Annotated in this window: 14 protein-coding genes; 4 read left to right on the top strand and 10 right to left on the bottom strand. The window is 48.1% G+C overall.

From position 1 onward, the window contains the following. The first annotated feature begins 128 nt into the window (after positions 1–128). The 4 genes from T488_RS0106990 to T488_RS0106975 all read left to right on the top strand — a co-directional run bounded on the left by T488_RS0106990 (position 129) and on the right by T488_RS0106975 (position 3,334). Complete coding sequence (locus tag T488_RS0106990; protein ID WP_028520151.1) at positions 129–920, top strand: flavodoxin family protein; 792 nt, start codon at positions 129–131, stop codon at positions 918–920. An 81-nt stretch (positions 921–1,001) separates the two neighbouring features. Next, the gene (locus tag T488_RS0106985) at positions 1,002–1,814 is read left to right on the top strand and encodes a TrmH family RNA methyltransferase (protein WP_028520150.1); all 813 of its coding nucleotides are present in this window, start codon (positions 1,002–1,004) and stop codon (positions 1,812–1,814) included. Positions 1,815–1,857: 43 nt separating this feature from the next. Next, positions 1,858–2,337 (top strand): LURP-one-related/scramblase family protein, encoded by a 480-nt coding sequence (locus T488_RS0106980; RefSeq protein WP_028520149.1) that lies wholly within the window; start codon positions 1,858–1,860, stop codon positions 2,335–2,337. A gap of 16 nt (positions 2,338–2,353) precedes the next feature. Further along, positions 2,354–3,334 carry a Gfo/Idh/MocA family protein gene (locus tag T488_RS0106975; protein ID WP_028520148.1) on the top strand — a complete coding sequence of 327 codons (981 nt, stop codon included), beginning with the start codon at positions 2,354–2,356 and terminating at the stop codon, positions 3,332–3,334. A gap of 280 nt (positions 3,335–3,614) precedes the next feature. On the opposite strand, the gene upp is transcribed toward T488_RS0106975, so the two are convergent. The 10 genes from upp to T488_RS0106925 all read right to left on the bottom strand — a co-directional run bounded on the left by upp (position 3,615) and on the right by T488_RS0106925 (position 14,487). Continuing rightward, entirely contained in the window at positions 3,615–4,244 is a 630-nt protein-coding gene (upp, locus tag T488_RS0106970; protein ID WP_028520147.1) for a uracil phosphoribosyltransferase, read from the bottom strand. Positions 4,245–4,259: 15 nt separating this feature from the next. Further along, on the bottom strand, positions 4,260–4,697 hold the full coding sequence (gene rpiB / locus T488_RS0106965) for a ribose 5-phosphate isomerase B (protein WP_028520146.1): 438 nt from the start codon (positions 4,695–4,697) through the stop codon (positions 4,260–4,262). 22 nt (positions 4,698–4,719) lie between these two features. Beyond that, entirely contained in the window at positions 4,720–5,415 is a 696-nt protein-coding gene (gene tsaB / locus T488_RS0106960; RefSeq protein WP_028520145.1) for a tRNA (adenosine(37)-N6)-threonylcarbamoyltransferase complex dimerization subunit type 1 TsaB, read from the bottom strand. After that, a complete protein-coding gene (gene tsaE / locus T488_RS0106955; protein ID WP_028520144.1) occupies positions 5,396–5,836 on the bottom strand; it encodes a tRNA (adenosine(37)-N6)-threonylcarbamoyltransferase complex ATPase subunit type 1 TsaE in 441 nt (146 codons plus the stop codon). The genes tsaB and tsaE overlap by 20 nt, the downstream gene beginning before the upstream one ends. Positions 5,837–5,851: 15 nt before the next feature. Further along, complete coding sequence (locus T488_RS0106950; protein WP_028520143.1) at positions 5,852–7,525, bottom strand: formate--tetrahydrofolate ligase; 1,674 nt, start codon at positions 7,523–7,525, stop codon at positions 5,852–5,854. A gap of 204 nt (positions 7,526–7,729) precedes the next feature. Then, a complete protein-coding gene (locus T488_RS0106945; protein WP_028520142.1) occupies positions 7,730–8,581 on the bottom strand; it encodes a carbohydrate ABC transporter permease in 852 nt (283 codons plus the stop codon). Then, complete coding sequence (locus T488_RS0106940) at positions 8,569–9,483, bottom strand: carbohydrate ABC transporter permease (RefSeq protein ID WP_242838326.1); 915 nt, start codon at positions 9,481–9,483, stop codon at positions 8,569–8,571. The genes T488_RS0106945 and T488_RS0106940 overlap by 13 nt, the downstream gene beginning before the upstream one ends. 142 nt (positions 9,484–9,625) lie before the next feature. Then, positions 9,626–11,035, bottom strand: a complete 1,410-nt coding sequence (locus tag T488_RS0106935) for an ABC transporter substrate-binding protein (RefSeq protein ID WP_028520140.1) — start codon at positions 11,033–11,035, stop codon at positions 9,626–9,628. 47 nt (positions 11,036–11,082) lie between these two features. Next, the gene (xylA, locus tag T488_RS0106930) at positions 11,083–12,396 is read right to left on the bottom strand and encodes a xylose isomerase (protein WP_196243282.1); all 1,314 of its coding nucleotides are present in this window, start codon (positions 12,394–12,396) and stop codon (positions 11,083–11,085) included. Positions 12,397–12,408: 12 nt separating this feature from the next. Next, positions 12,409–14,487 carry a glycoside hydrolase family 3 C-terminal domain-containing protein gene (locus tag T488_RS0106925; protein ID WP_028520138.1) on the bottom strand — a complete coding sequence of 693 codons (2,079 nt, stop codon included), beginning with the start codon at positions 14,485–14,487 and terminating at the stop codon, positions 12,409–12,411. Positions 14,488–14,489 lie beyond the last annotated feature (2 nt).

The raw sequence follows: 14,489 nt of genomic DNA, 5'->3' as shown, positions 1-14,489 counted from the left end.
TTTGATAAAAAAGCCATAGGAAAAGATAAAAAGAGTTATGGCTGAGGATATTGACGAAATTGAGGGGAACTGGTATAATGGTTTTAATGAGATAAATCATAATTTGTGCAAGAATGAGGTAATTGTATATGAAAATACTGATCTTCAATGGTGGACCACACAAAGGGAATACATGGCGGCTAACTCAGATTGCAAAGAAGTATATTCAGAAAATTGATAATACGGTCCAGTTTTGTGAAGTACATTTATCAGATATAAATATCCCCTTCTGCACTGGATGTAGCAACTGTTTTCGTAAAGGACATAAAACTTGTCCGCATCATAATAAGATGCAGCCAATAATAGATATGATAGAAGAATGCGATGCGGTTATTTTCTCTATTCCCTGTTTTCAGGGGCATTTGCCCGGGATTATGAAAAATTTTACAGATCATATGGCATTTATGCTGCATAGGCCGAGATATTTCAAAAAGAAGGCTCTTATAATCAGTACAACCGGAGGTGTATCTGCTGAGAGTACAACAAAAGCTTTGGCAGCAACGTTGCCCGGGTGGGGCTTTAATAAGTGTTACCAGCTTCCGATAACTGCACTGAGCTGGAATGACTACAAGCCAACTGAGAAGGATCTGCGAAGGACATATGATATCACGAAGAGATTTTACCTTGATGTGAAATCCGGAAAAGCACATGTTCCGGGAGTGGGCGTGCTGATACCGTTTAATTTATTTCAAGCCATGTGCGTCGATAATAAGGGCGAAAAAGAATATCCCACTGAGGATAATAACTTTTGGCCGAAATACAATGGTATGAGATATGCACCAGGTATACCAATGACGCATTTTAAACGAGTCATTGGTTGGCTTATATATCAAATTGGAAAGAAACTTTCACAGAAAATGGTGATCACATACAGGAAATAGACTGCCAAATTCTGATTTACTTCAGCAGCTAACAACTTTTAAATTTCGGGACGCCGTTCCATACAGACAGAAAGGTAATTTATGTCAAATATTATCGAGATAAACAAAAGCAATACGGATGTACTGCAAATATTCGTACTGATGTCGGAGCCGCAGCTCCTGCACTATTTTGAGCCTGCGGAGGGACTATTCATTGCGGAGAGCCCAAAGGTCATCGAAAGGGCGCTCAACGGCGGCTATGAGCCCTATGCACTCCTCATGGAGCACAAGGACATTGAGGGACAGATGAAGGAGCTTCTCTGCCGCTGCGGAGACGCTCCCGTGTATACCGCGGAGTTTGATGAGATAACCGCCATAACGGGCTTCAAGCTTATCCGCGGCGCACTGTGCGCCTTCCGACGGAGAGCCCTTCCCACAGCCGAGGAGCTTTGCAAAAACGCACGGCGCATAGCTGTACTGGAAAACGTGGTCAACCCCACCAATATCGGAGCAATTTTCCGCTCCGCAGCTGCTCTGGGCATGGACGCCGTACTTCTGACGCCATCCTGCTGTGACCCGCTGTACAGGCGTTCATCAAGGGTCAGCATGGGAACGGTGTTCCAGATACCCTGGACCTACCTTTCAAGCGATACGGACTATCCGCAGCAGCTCCGCGAAATGGGCTTCAAAACCGCTGCAATGGCGCTCAGCGACAACTCAGTGAGCATTGAAGCTCCCGAGCTGAAAAACGTAGAAAGGCTTGCCGTAGTCCTCGGTACTGAGGGCGAGGGACTTGCCGACAAGACTATCACAGCCTGCGACTACACGGTGAAGATACCCATGTCCCATGGTGTAGACTCACTCAACGTCGCCGCCGCAAGCGCAGTTGCCTTCTGGCAGCTGGGGCTGCACTGAATATCCGTGGGGTACGGATATATAATGATATGGAGGATTTTATATGAAACTTTATTTCAAGCAGAAGATGTTTTCGCTCAGACAGCGTTCCGAGATATATGACGAATTCGGAAACGTATTATTCAGCGCCATAGGTGAGATATCTCTGGCAAGGAAAATGCACATCTATGACCGTACAGGCAACGAGGTAGCTTATGTGGAGCGCAAGCTGTTAAGGCTTCTCCCACGCTTTTCCATCTATGTAATGGGACAGTATGTCACCGACATTGTCAAGGAGTTCACATTCTTCAAGCCCTCATATGTCTTTGAGCGCATAGGCTGGAGAGTTGACGGCGAGGTATTCTCCCACGATTACAGAGTTTTCTCGGGCAATATGTACGTTGCTTCCGTACACAAGCACTGGATGACCTGGGGCGACAGCTATGAGCTTGACATCGCCGACGGACAGGACGTAGTCATGGTGCTTGCAGCAGTCATTGCCATAGACTGCGTTATGGACGCAAACAGTTCCAACAATTCATGATGAAAGGATCATTATCATGCACAAGTATAAATGGGGCGTTATCGGTACAGGAAAGATAGCCCACACCTTTGCAACAGCGCTGGCACACTGTGAAAATGCAGAGCTATGTGCAGTTACATCAAGAACTGAGGAAAAGGCAAAAAAATTCGCCGATGAATTCGGCTTCAATAGCTTCTACGGAAGCTACCGGGAATTTGCTGAGAACAGCGATGCGGAGATAGTCTATATCGCAACGCCCATGGCTTCACACTTTGAGGACGCATGGCTCTGCCTTGAAAACGGAAAGAACGTGCTGTGCGAGAAGTCACTTACTCTCAACAGCTCACAGACCGAGAAGCTCCTGGTATTTGCCCGTGAGAAGAAGCTTTTCTTCATGGAGGCTATGTGGATGAAGTGCCGTCCTGTCTACCGCAAGATGAAGGAGTGGATAGCTTCGGGAGCTATCGGTGATATTGAGTATATCAAAGCTGATTTCAGCAACTTTATCCCCTTTGATGAAAAGGATCGTCTTTTCCGCGCAGACTGCGGCGGCGGCTGTCTCCTTGACCTCGGAATATATCCCATTACCCTCACCCATGATCTTCTTGGAGTTCCCGACGAGATAATAAGCTCCGCACACATGATGAACGGAATTGACATGAGCAATTCTATTCTGTTCAGATACAAAAACGGAGCCTTCTCCTCAATGGACAACGGATTTGAGATACAGCTCCGCAACAATGCCATAATTTCGGGAACAAAGGGATTCATCACCCTTGGGAACTGGTTCCACTGTACTGATGAGGCTACACTCTTTGACCGTGAGGGCAGAGAGGTGGAGAAATTCGTTTACAAGGACGCCATAAACGGCTACGAGTACGAGGTGGACGAGGTACATCGCTGCCTTGACCGTGGACTGACTGAGAGTTCACTTGTGCCCCACAGTGATACTGTGGCAGTCATGAAGCTCATGGATCAGTGCCGCAGCCAGTGGGGAATGAAGTTCCCTATCGAATAAGCTTTTAGCTCTCTCCAAAAGCATAGCTTACTAAGATAAATCATAATTTAGCGCGTATGCGCTAAGTTGATAGTTGAAAGTTGAGAGTTGAGAGTTAATGTGTTCGCTTCGCTCACAATATTTAAATATTGTCGCCGCAGGCGACTCCACAACTTTCAACTCTAAACTCTCAACTCTAAACTTAAATCATAATTTAGCAGAGCTAAATTTTGATTTATCTTGCACTCAAATAAAACATAATGCCCCGAAGCATATGCTTCGGGGCTGCTTTATTTCACTATTATTTTGTACCGAAAATACGGTCGCCTGCATCGCCCACACCGGGAACAATGTATTTGTCCTCATTGAGCTTCTCGTCCATAACGCCTGCATAGATCTCAACATCGGGGTGAGCCTTCTGAACAGCCTCAACACCCTCGGGAGAGCATATGATGCACATGAACTTGATGTGCTTAACGCCCAGATTTTTCAGCTCTGTGATAGCTGCAACTGCCGAGTTGCCTGTTGCCAGCATAGGATCAACGATAATAGCGTCACGCTCGTTGATGTCATCGGGCATCTTGGCATAGTACTTCACAGGCTCCTTGGTGACAGGATCGCGGAAAAGTCCGATATGACCGATCTTTGCAGCAGGAACGAGAGTTGTAACGCCCTCGACCATGCCCAGACCTGCACGGAGAATGGGAATGAAAGCAAGCTTTCTGCCCGAGATTATCTTGGTCTTTGCAACTGCAAGAGGAGTCTCAAGCTCGATCTCCTTCAAAGGAAGGTCTCTTGTAGCCTCATAGCAGATGAACATAGCGATCTCCGATACCAGCTCGCGGAACTCCTTTGTACCTGTGTTCTTGTCTCTGAGCAGCGAGATCTTGTGCTGTACCAGAGGATGATCTATAATGTGTAATTCAGCCATAGTAATTTACTCCCTTCACTGTTTTTCTTCTATTGCTGTTATAAGGTCGATACGTCTCTGATGGCGTCCGCCCTCAAATTCTGTAGTGAGGAAAATCTCAGCCAGCTCGCAGGCAAGTCCGCAGCCGAGAGTTCTTGCGCCCATGCACATTACATTTGAGTTGTTGTGCATACGGGTGAAGCGTGTAGAGAAAGAGTCCGCACAGAGAGCTGCTCTTATGCCTTTGAACTTGTTAGCGGCTATGGACATTCCGATACCTGTGCCGCAGATAAGTATACCCTTTTCACAGTTTCCCGCAAGCACCTCATGACAGAGCTTTTCAGCAACGTCGGGATAATCGCAGGGCTCACCGTCGGTACCCAGATCCATGAAATCAAAACCCTGAACTGACAGAGCCTCGATTATAGCCTTTTTCATTTCCACTCCTGCGTGGTCGCAACCGATAGCTATCATATCAACATCTCCGATCTTAAAATTACGCTAAATTCTTGTTTTTCTCCTCCAGATCCTTCTCAGCCTTTACCTTCTGGAGGTAAGAGACCTCAAGGCTGTCAGGGTCGATGAGCTTTCTTGAAACGCCTGCGAGGCAGACGCCCACAGCGCTCTGGAGCCTTCCCTGTGGAGGAGCGATAACGAAGGCGGGTGAACTGTAGGTATTGTAGAAGTCGGCAGCACCGTCTCCGCAGAGCAAAGCCTCTCCCACATTCAGCGCCAGATACTCCGCAAGCTCGTCACGGGAGATCATCTGCTCCTCAGTGACCTGCTCAACGCAGAAGCCGTCGCTCTTGTATGTACAGGTGTAGACCAGCTCTCCCCTCGCCTTCATGATAGAGCAGATATGCCCCTTATAGGCGAGATTATTGCAGGCAAGTCCCAGAAGTGTTGAAACGCCGCAGCATTTCACACCGAGCCCGAAGCTGAGCGCCTTAACAGCGGCTACACCGATCCTCAGACCCGTGTATGAGCCCGGACCGTTTGCAACTGCAATGCCGCCCAGGTCAGAGAGCTCCTTCCCTGCCTGAGCCATTATGTCCTTTACCATAGGCATAATGACCTGTGAATGGGTCTTCTGGGTATAAACCGAGCTCTGAGCCAGAAAGAGCTCAGTCTCTGAGTCAAAAAGCGCTGCGGAAGCTGTCTTTCCCGATGTATCAATCCCAAGCAGCAGCAAATCTTCCACCGTCCTCGATAATTATTTCCCTGTCATTCTCACTTATGCTGTTTATAGTGATATAAATTGTGTCCTTTGGGAGAAATTCCGCGATATTCTCAGACCACTCCACTGCCGCAACGTTTTCCTCGAATGGGTAATCATAAAAGCCCGTAGACTCCAGATCCTCCTCGGAGTTTATGCGGTACATATCGAAGTGGTAGAGAGTCATATTCTCACCGCGGTATTCATTTACAAGTGCAAAGGTGGGAGAAGTAACGCTGTCTCCCAGCCCCATACCAAGGGCAAGACCTCTGGTGAAGGTGGTTTTTCCCGCACCAAGTCCGCCTTTATAAGCTATCATATCTCCCGCCCTGAGCATAGCGCCAAGCTTTTCCGCAGCGGCTATGGTCTCCTGAGGAGAATGAGTGATGATCTTCATAAATACTCCGTCCGATCAGAAAAGTCCTGTGATATTGCCGTTATTGTCGCAGTCGATATTGAGAGCGGCAGGAGCCTTGGGCAGTCCCGGCATAGTCAGAATATCGCCTGTGTATATAACAACGAAGCCTGCGCCTGAAGACAGTCTTGCGTCACGGACAGTGATCTTGAAGTTTTTGGGCTTTCCGAGAAGATTGGGATTATCGGAAAGCGAGTACTGAGTCTTTGCAACGCAGATAGGCAGATCCCAGAAGCCGATGCTCTCGATCTCCTTGATAGCCTTCTCAGCCTGAGGAGTAAAGATAACGCCATCAGCGCGGTAGATCTCCTTAGCGATCTTTTCCACCTTATCCTTGATGGTAGCCTCTGTATCGTAAACGGGCTTGAATTCATTTCCGCTTACAAGGTCGATAGTCTCGCAGACCTTCTGAGCAAGATCCTTGCCGCCTTCGCCGCCCTTAGCGAAGACCTCGCACATAGATACCTCAACGCCCATATCAGCGCAGAAGTCCTGTACGAACTTAATCTCATTCTCGGTATCTGCAGCAAATCTGTTGATAGCCACAACTACGGGAACGTGGAACTTGTGCATATTCTCAATGTGAGTTCTCAGGTTCTCGATACCCTTTTCCAGAGCCCACATATTTTCCTTTCCAAGATCCTGCTTCTGAACTCCGCCGTTGTACTTGAGAGCTTTGATAGTTGCAACAAGGACAACGCATGAGGGAGCAAGTCCGCCGATACGGCACTTGATGTCCATAAACTTTTCTGCACCCAGGTCAGAGCCGAAGCCTGCCTCGGTAACAGTATAGTCGCCCAGCTTGAGAGCAAGCTTTGTAGCTCTCAGTGAGTTGCAGCCGTGAGCGATATTAGCAAAGGGACCGCCGTGGATAAAGGCAGGAGTATTTTCCAGAGTCTGCACCAGATTGGGCTTGAGAGCGTCCTTGAGGAGTGCAGTCATAGCGCCTGTGCAGCCCAGGTCCTTAGCGTAGACAGGCTCGCCGCTGAGGTTATAGGCAACGAGGATATTGCCCAGTCTCTCCTTCAGGTCGGCAATATCGGAAGCAAGACAGAGAATAGCCATCACCTCGGAAGCGACTGTGATATTGAAGCCGTCCTCACGGGGGATTCCGTTGGCTCTTCCGCCGAGACCGATAAGGATATTTCTGAGGGCACGGTCGTTCATATCCATGCAGCGCTTGAACATTATCCTGCGCTGATCTATCTGGAGCTGATTACCCTGCTGGAGATGATTGTCGATCATCGCGCAGAGAAGATTGTTTGCAGCAGTTATGGCGTGCATATCGCCTGTAAAGTGAAGGTTGATGTCCTCCATGGGGACTACCTGAGCGTATCCGCCGCCGGCAGCGCCGCCCTTCATTCCGAAAACAGGACCGAGAGAAGGCTCGCGGAGAGCAAGAACGGTGTTCTTGCCTATCCTGCGCATAGCATCAGCAAGACCGACGCTGATAGTGGTCTTACCCTCGCCTGCGGGAGTAGGATTGATAGCAGTGACCAGAATGAGCTTGCCGTTCTCCTTGTCTTCCAGCTTATTGAAAAGGTTCTCGGAAAGCTTAGCCTTATAGTGACCGTATGGCTCGATGTCCTCCTCATCAATGCCGAGCGTTGCAGCGATCTCATTGATGCGCTTCATTTCGGCAGCCTGAGCGATTTCAATATCAGATAACATAAGAAATATCCTCCGTGTCGTTGTAATAGTAATTTTATTATACCACGTTTTTTCTTTAATTGCAAGGTCTGGGGAAATATTATAGCAGGCTCAGTGAAAAAAGCCGAGCCTGCTATTTTTACCATATAACTCAAAGAGGACTGTACCCGAAGGTACAGTCCCCAAAGATTTAAGAAAGAAAAATGTGATAACATTAAGAAAACATCAACCCTTGACGCCGCCCAGTGCAACACCTTCGATGATGTACTTAGACAACAGGAAGTATGCAATAAGGATAGGTACGACTGTCAAAAGCAGTCCCAGATAAACGGAACCGTACTCGGTCCTGTACGCGTCACCGTTGAGGAGGCTTACCATCATAGGCATTGTTCTGAGCTCAGGTCTTGTGATAAGTATCTGAGGCATAAACAGCTGGTTCCAGCTGGTTACGAAGGAGAAAATTGCCTGTGTAGCCATAGCAGGCTTCATCATGGGAAGCACTATCTGGTTGAAGATCCTGAATTCGCCTGCACCGTCGATTCTCGCTGACTGGAGTATCTCCATAGGAAGCGAGGGTATCATATACTGTCTCATGAAGAAAACAGTAGTAGGTGCTGCGATCGAAGGAAGAATAAGGGGAAGGAAACTGTTTACCCATCCGATCTTGTACATGAGTGAATAGAAACCGATACTGGTTACCTGAGCAGGTATCATAAGAACTGCCATGATAACTGTGAAGAACGGTTTTCTCAGTTTCCAGTCATACGCAACGAGTGCGAATGCGGTCATTGTTGAGAAATAAATATTGCAGGCTGTGGAACCTACTGATACGATCAGAGAGTTCTTAAAGCCGTCCAGAGGATTGAATCCGCGTCCCATAAGGATATTCCAGTTTGTTCTGAAATTATGTCCGGGAATGAAGGATACAGCGTGGCTCTGGATCTCAGCGGTATTTCTTGTAGCGTTAACGATCATGATAACGAACGGGAAAAGACTGAGAACGGTAAGGAGTATACAAAAAGCATAAGCAAATATCTTGAATGCATAGCTTGATGCTTTTTTGTTTACCACTGCCATTGATTGACTCCTCCCTTCGCTGCTCTTTTAGCTTCCTTCTTTGCTTTCTTGATCTCCTTATCGATCTTGATCTGATCCTTATCACGCATGATATAGAACAGGATAGCCGAGAAGAACGCTATTAACAGCCACATTATCATACTTGCTGCAGCCGCTCTGTTGTAAATGTAGTTGCCCGAGAAGGCAAGATTGTAAATGAATACGCTTGTGGTAAGCGTAGCTCTGTCGGGTCCTCCTGAAAGGAAGAGGAAAGGAATATCGAACATATTCAGTCCGCCGACAAGGCTGGTAATAAGTGTATACAGTAAAACTGTCTTAAGATTAGGTATCGTAATACGGAAGAAGGTCTGAACACCGTTCGCTCCGTCGATCTCTGCCGCTTCATAGATATCAGGGCTGATTCCGAGTACACCCGAAATGAGCACTATCATAGTATTTCCGTACCATGTCCAGAACTGAATGAACGCAACTATGAGACGCGCGGCAGTCTTACTGGTAAAGAAATAATAAGATGAATCCCTGAGTCCTGTTCTTACGAGGATATCGTTTACAGGGCCTACAGGATAGTTGAACAGTGAATGGAAGAGGATCGCAACTGTTGCAGCCGTAATGATGTTAGGCATATAGAAAACGACTTTGAAGAAACCTTTTCCTCTGATCTCGTTGGAATGCGAGGTAAACCAAGCAGTCAGAAGAAGAGCAATTGATATCTGGGGAATAAAGTTCGCTATCCAGATAACTATAGTATTCTTCAGAGATAATCGGAATGAGTCATTCTTTAAGATCTCCTTGAAGTTTTCAAAGGGATGTTCAAGGAAATGATAATTGTCGTTAAGTACACCTCTACAATCGGTAAAACCGAGGGTTGCTGTATAAATCGTAGGATACAGCGTAAATATCAAAAATGCAACAACAAAAGGAATACTAAAGAGATATCCGTATTTTGAATAACTAATACCCTTGAGCTTCGTTTTCAAAGCCTAAAGCCTCCTTTTTATTTAGAGGGCTGTACCGCAGAAGCCTGCGGTACAGCGCTCAAGTTACTTAGTGAATATCGAGCTCGTCTGCAACTTCCTGCTTGAAGTCCTTGATAGCATCTTCTCTGGACTTGTTGCCAGCAGTGTACTGACGAACCTGACCACGCCACTTCTGGTTGATCTTCTCATCGTGCTGAGTGAGGTTCTTACCGTTTGCGTACTGGTTAGCGGGAACGAATACGTCGAACATATTCTGGCCGCCGAGGAAGTCCAGTGAACCGTCAGACATAGCCATAACTGTGCCTGAAGCTACTGAGTCCTTAGTACCGCCTTCGCCGTTGAGAGTACCGTTAGCCCACATATACTGGAGACCGTCCTTAGTGCAGTCGAGTGTGATCCAGTCGATGATCTGTCCAACAGCCTCCTTCTTTGTTGAATCCTTGTTAGCGATAAGCCATGTACCGCCCCAGAAGAATCCGATAGGAGGCTCACAAACAGCCCAGTCGCCCCATGTACCGATAGAAGTATCGAGCTCCTGGATAGCGTTGCCGTCTGCATCCTTCTCACCTGTGTCAACCCAAGAACCGCAGTTCTTAGCGATTGTGTAGTTGATGAGCCAAGCAGGACCGAAGAATCCGAGAACTTCCTTATCGCCCTCGCCCTTCATATCAGCGAACCAGGCATCGCTCCAGTCCTCTGTGTCGTTGTGGTAGTTGTTGTCCTTGAGCTTCTTGGACAGGTCGAGGAATTCCTCACGCTTAGGATCGATGTAGAGTGAATCTCCATCGAGCCAGCCCTTGTCTGAGCTGTTCTCAACAGCGTGCCAGATATCACCGTCGCCTGATACGATTCCGTAGCCCTTCTTCTTGAGCTCTTCAGCTGCCTCGAAGAACTTATCCCAGCTGCCTGAGCCGCCGCCGATCTTAGCGGAAACTGTAGCAGGATCGTCGCTGCCGAAAGCAGCCTTAGCTACTGAACGTCTGTAGATGAAAGCACCGCCTGTAGCCTGGTATCCGAGACCAACTACATCACCGTTGGGGTTAGTACCGATATCTACTGAGTACTGAGCAATGTCAGCGTCCTTGATCTCCTTGTCAACGTCGATTCCGAGATCCTTGTAAGGAGCAGCATAGCTTGACATATCGCCCTGTGTATACTTCAGAACGAAAGCAGCCTCTGCGCAGAAGAAGTCAGGAGCGTCCTTACCGCCGGCCTGAAGAGCCTTGTTAAGAGCAGGCTGGTAGTTACCGTCAGTTGTAGGAATGATTGTTTCCTTTACTTCGTACTTTGCAGCGAAGTCAGGGTGTGTTGCCATGAACTTCTTAACCATTCCGGGAACTTCGTCTGTGAAAGTCCACAGGTTGATAATGGTCTTGCCGTCCTTTGTGGTTGCCTCCTCCTTCTTGCTGCAGCCTGTAGCAGCTACAGAAGATGCCAGAAGAGCGATTGCTGAGATGACCGATAATGCTTTTTTCATTTTTCTTGACCTCCAATTATAAAAATTGATATTATTTCAATCAGTCTTTACAGACTGAAAAGAACATTATTTACGATAGACTCCAACATTTCCTGTCTGCCGCTTGAGAGTGAAGCTGTAACCTCGCCCTTTTCAAGAGCATACTTTTCGAGAGATGCGAAATCTGCCTTGCCAGCGATTATGTCAGCACCGATGCCTGTCTTCCATGAAGCGTATCTGTCCTCTACGAACTTGTCGATACGTCCGTCCTCGATGAGCTTGAGAGCAGCTCTGAAGCCGAGAGCAAATGCATCCATACCTGCAATGTAGCTGTAGAAGATATCCTCGGGAGTGAAGCTTCCTCTGCGAGCCTTAGCGTCGAAGTTGAGACCGCCGTTTGTGAAGCCGCCTGCCTTGATAACCTCGTACATACACATTGTTGTGTCGTAGATGTTTGTGGGGAACTGGTCTGTATCCCATCCGAGAAGAACATCGCCCTGGTTAGCGTCGATAGAACCGAACACACCGTTGTCTCTTGCAACACGGAGCTCATGCTGGAATGTGTGCTGAGCAAGTGTAGCGTGGTTAGCTTCGATGTTCATCTTGAAATCCTTGTCGAGACCGTACTTTCTAAGGAATCCAAGAACTGTAGCGGTATCGAAATCATACTGATGCTTTGTGGGCTCCTTGGGCTTGGGCTCAATGTAGAAATCGCCTGTGAAGCCGATAGAACGTCCGTACTCAACAGCCATCTTCATGAGACGAGCCATGTTGTCGAGCTCAAGGCCCATGTCTGTGTTGAGGAGAGTCTCATAACCCTCACGTCCGCCCCAGAATACATAGCCGTTACCGCCAAGCTTTACTGTAGACTCAATAGCCTTCTTGATCTGAGCAGCTGAGAAAGCGAAAACGTCAGCGGAAGGAGAAGTACCTGCACCGTGCATGAATCTGGGATGATCGAAGCACTTAGCTGTACCCCAGAGGCACTTCTTGTCGCCCATTGCAGACTTCATATAGTCTGTAACGATGTCGAGCTGGTCATTGGTAGCCTTGAGGCTGCCGTACTCGGGAGAAAGGTCACGGTCGTGGAAGCAGTAGTAATCGATGGAAAGCTTATCCATGATCTCCTTAGCTGCATCTACCTTAGCCTTAGCTCTTGCAGCGGGATCTGACTGACCCCATGTCTTGTCTGTTGTGCCGCAGCCGAACATATCTGTTCCGTCGCCGCCCATTGTGTGCCACCATGAAAGAGCGAACTTCAGGTGCTCGCGCATTTTCTTTCCGTTGATGACCTCATCAGGGTTGTAGTACTTGAAAGAGAGAGGATCAGTACTATCCTTACCCTTATACTGAATTTTACCGATATTGCTGAAAAATTCCATTATATCCTCCATTTAAGCATTTATTTTCAGAGATGTGCATTCTTTTCCTGTCAGCTTTTTGCTGAGTGAGTCGGGCTGAGAGGTGCCTGCATAGAGGGTGAACTCCTTGCCTTCCTTTACCCATTCGCCCTTTTCATTGACAGCCATAAAGGCTCTTTCGGGAAGGGTGATCTGTACGACCTGACTCTCGCCCGCGTCAAGTGCGACTCTCTTGAAGCCGCAGAGGCTATGGTTGGGAACTGCGTTCTCCGAATTACCTTTGATATAGAACTGGACTACGTCCTCAACTGCACGGCTGCCTGTGTTGGTGATCTTCACCGATGCCTTGCCGTCTGCGAAGCTGAGCTCCGAACACTCTGTCTCGGAGTAAGTAAGTCCGAAGCCGAAGGGATAAAGAATATTGCCCTCGGCGTATCTGTAAGTACGGTTCTTCATGCTGTAGTCCGAGAAATCGGGCAGCTTTGAAGCGTCCTCATAGAATGTAACGGGAAGCTTTCCCGAGGGAGAGATCTTACCGAAAAGTATATTCGCAAGAGCTCTTCCGCCGAACTGACCTGGATACCACGCGTGTATGAGTGCATCGCAGTCTGCTTCTACATTTATTGCACTGCCTGCGGCAGTAACTATGATAACGGGCTTTCCTTTAGCCATTACCGTCTTAACAAGCTTTCTCTGTGACTCAGGAAGTCTGAGATCATTTTTGTCGCCTGAGGAGAACTCGTTGCCGGTGTCTCCCTCTTCGCCCTCGATAGTAGCGTCAAGACCTACGCACAGAACAACTATATCAGAATGCTCTGTGATTATCTCAGCCTCAGCCAGTCTGTCGTCGGGAAGAGCAAGACCCATGCATCTGTCCTTATACAGGTGACATCCCTCGGAGTAGATCACTCTGCCGTCAAACGCTTCCCTGATACCATTCAGGAAGGTCACATACTCATCAGCCTTGCCGTTATAGTTGCCCTCCAGAGCGGGAACGCTGTCGGCGTTGGGACCGATAACTCCGATGGTCTTGTATTTACTGCCGTCCAGTGGCAGGATACCGTTGTTCTTGAGAAGCACCATAGAACGCTCAGAACATTCAAGAGCGAACTTCTTGTGCTCATCACAGGAAACAACATCGTAATCAAGTCCGTCGTATTCGGTGGACTTGTCGAACATACCAAGTCTTATTCTTGTTCTCATCAGCTTGACGCAGGACTTTCTGAGGTCCTCATCGGTAATGAGCTTCTCTCCGTAAGCAGCAAGCAGATGGAGATATGTATTACCGCAGTTCAGGTCGCAGCCCTTCTTGAGAGCGAGTGCTGCTGACTCGGGAGCGGTCTTGGTAACACCGTGATTGGTGTGGAAATCTCTTATTGCCCAGCAATCAGAAACGAAATGGCCGTCGAACCCCCATTCCTCAAGCTTATCCATGAGGAAGGTATTTGCACAGGCGGGTTCGCCGTTTACTCTGTTGTATGCGCCCATAACGCTTTCGACCTTGGCTTCCTTTACGAGAGCCTCAAAGGCTGCGATATAGGTCTCTGTCATATCCTTCATGTTTGCCTTGGCGTCAAACTCATGTCTGGTAGCCTCGGGACCGCTGTGTACAGCGAAATGCTTTGCACAGGCTGCGACTCTCAGGACCTTGCCTTCGCCCTGAAGTCCCTTGGTGTAAGCAACACCCAGACGAGTTGTCAGGTACGGGTCTTCGCCGTAGGTCTCCTGACCTCTGCCCCATCTCGGATCGCGGAATATATTTATATTCGGTGACCAGAGTGTAAGACCTTTATAAATGTCACGATCATCGTGAGCGGAATATTCATTGTACTTGGCCCTTGCTTCTGTCGATGTGACTTCGCCTGCCCTGCGGACAGCCTCCTCATCGAACATAGCAGCCATTCCTATTGCCTGCGGGAACATGGTAGCTGTTCCTGCTCTTGCAACACCGTGCAATCCCTCGCTCCACCAATTGTAAGCGGATATCCCCAGGCGCTCCACCGCAGGAGCGTCATATTTGAGCTGCTCAGCCATTTCCTGAACAGAAAGCCTGTCCGTAAGGTCCTCAGCTCTCTCAATTGCGGATAATGCTTCGTCCATGTACTTCTCCATCA

The sequence above is a fragment of the Ruminococcus flavefaciens ND2009 genome (genome assembly GCF_000621785.1).
Lineage (GTDB): Bacteria > Bacillota > Clostridia > Oscillospirales > Ruminococcaceae > Ruminococcus > Ruminococcus flavefaciens_C.
The sequence above is the reverse complement of the archived record's forward strand: the minus strand, read 5'-3'. Positions and strand labels throughout refer to the sequence as shown.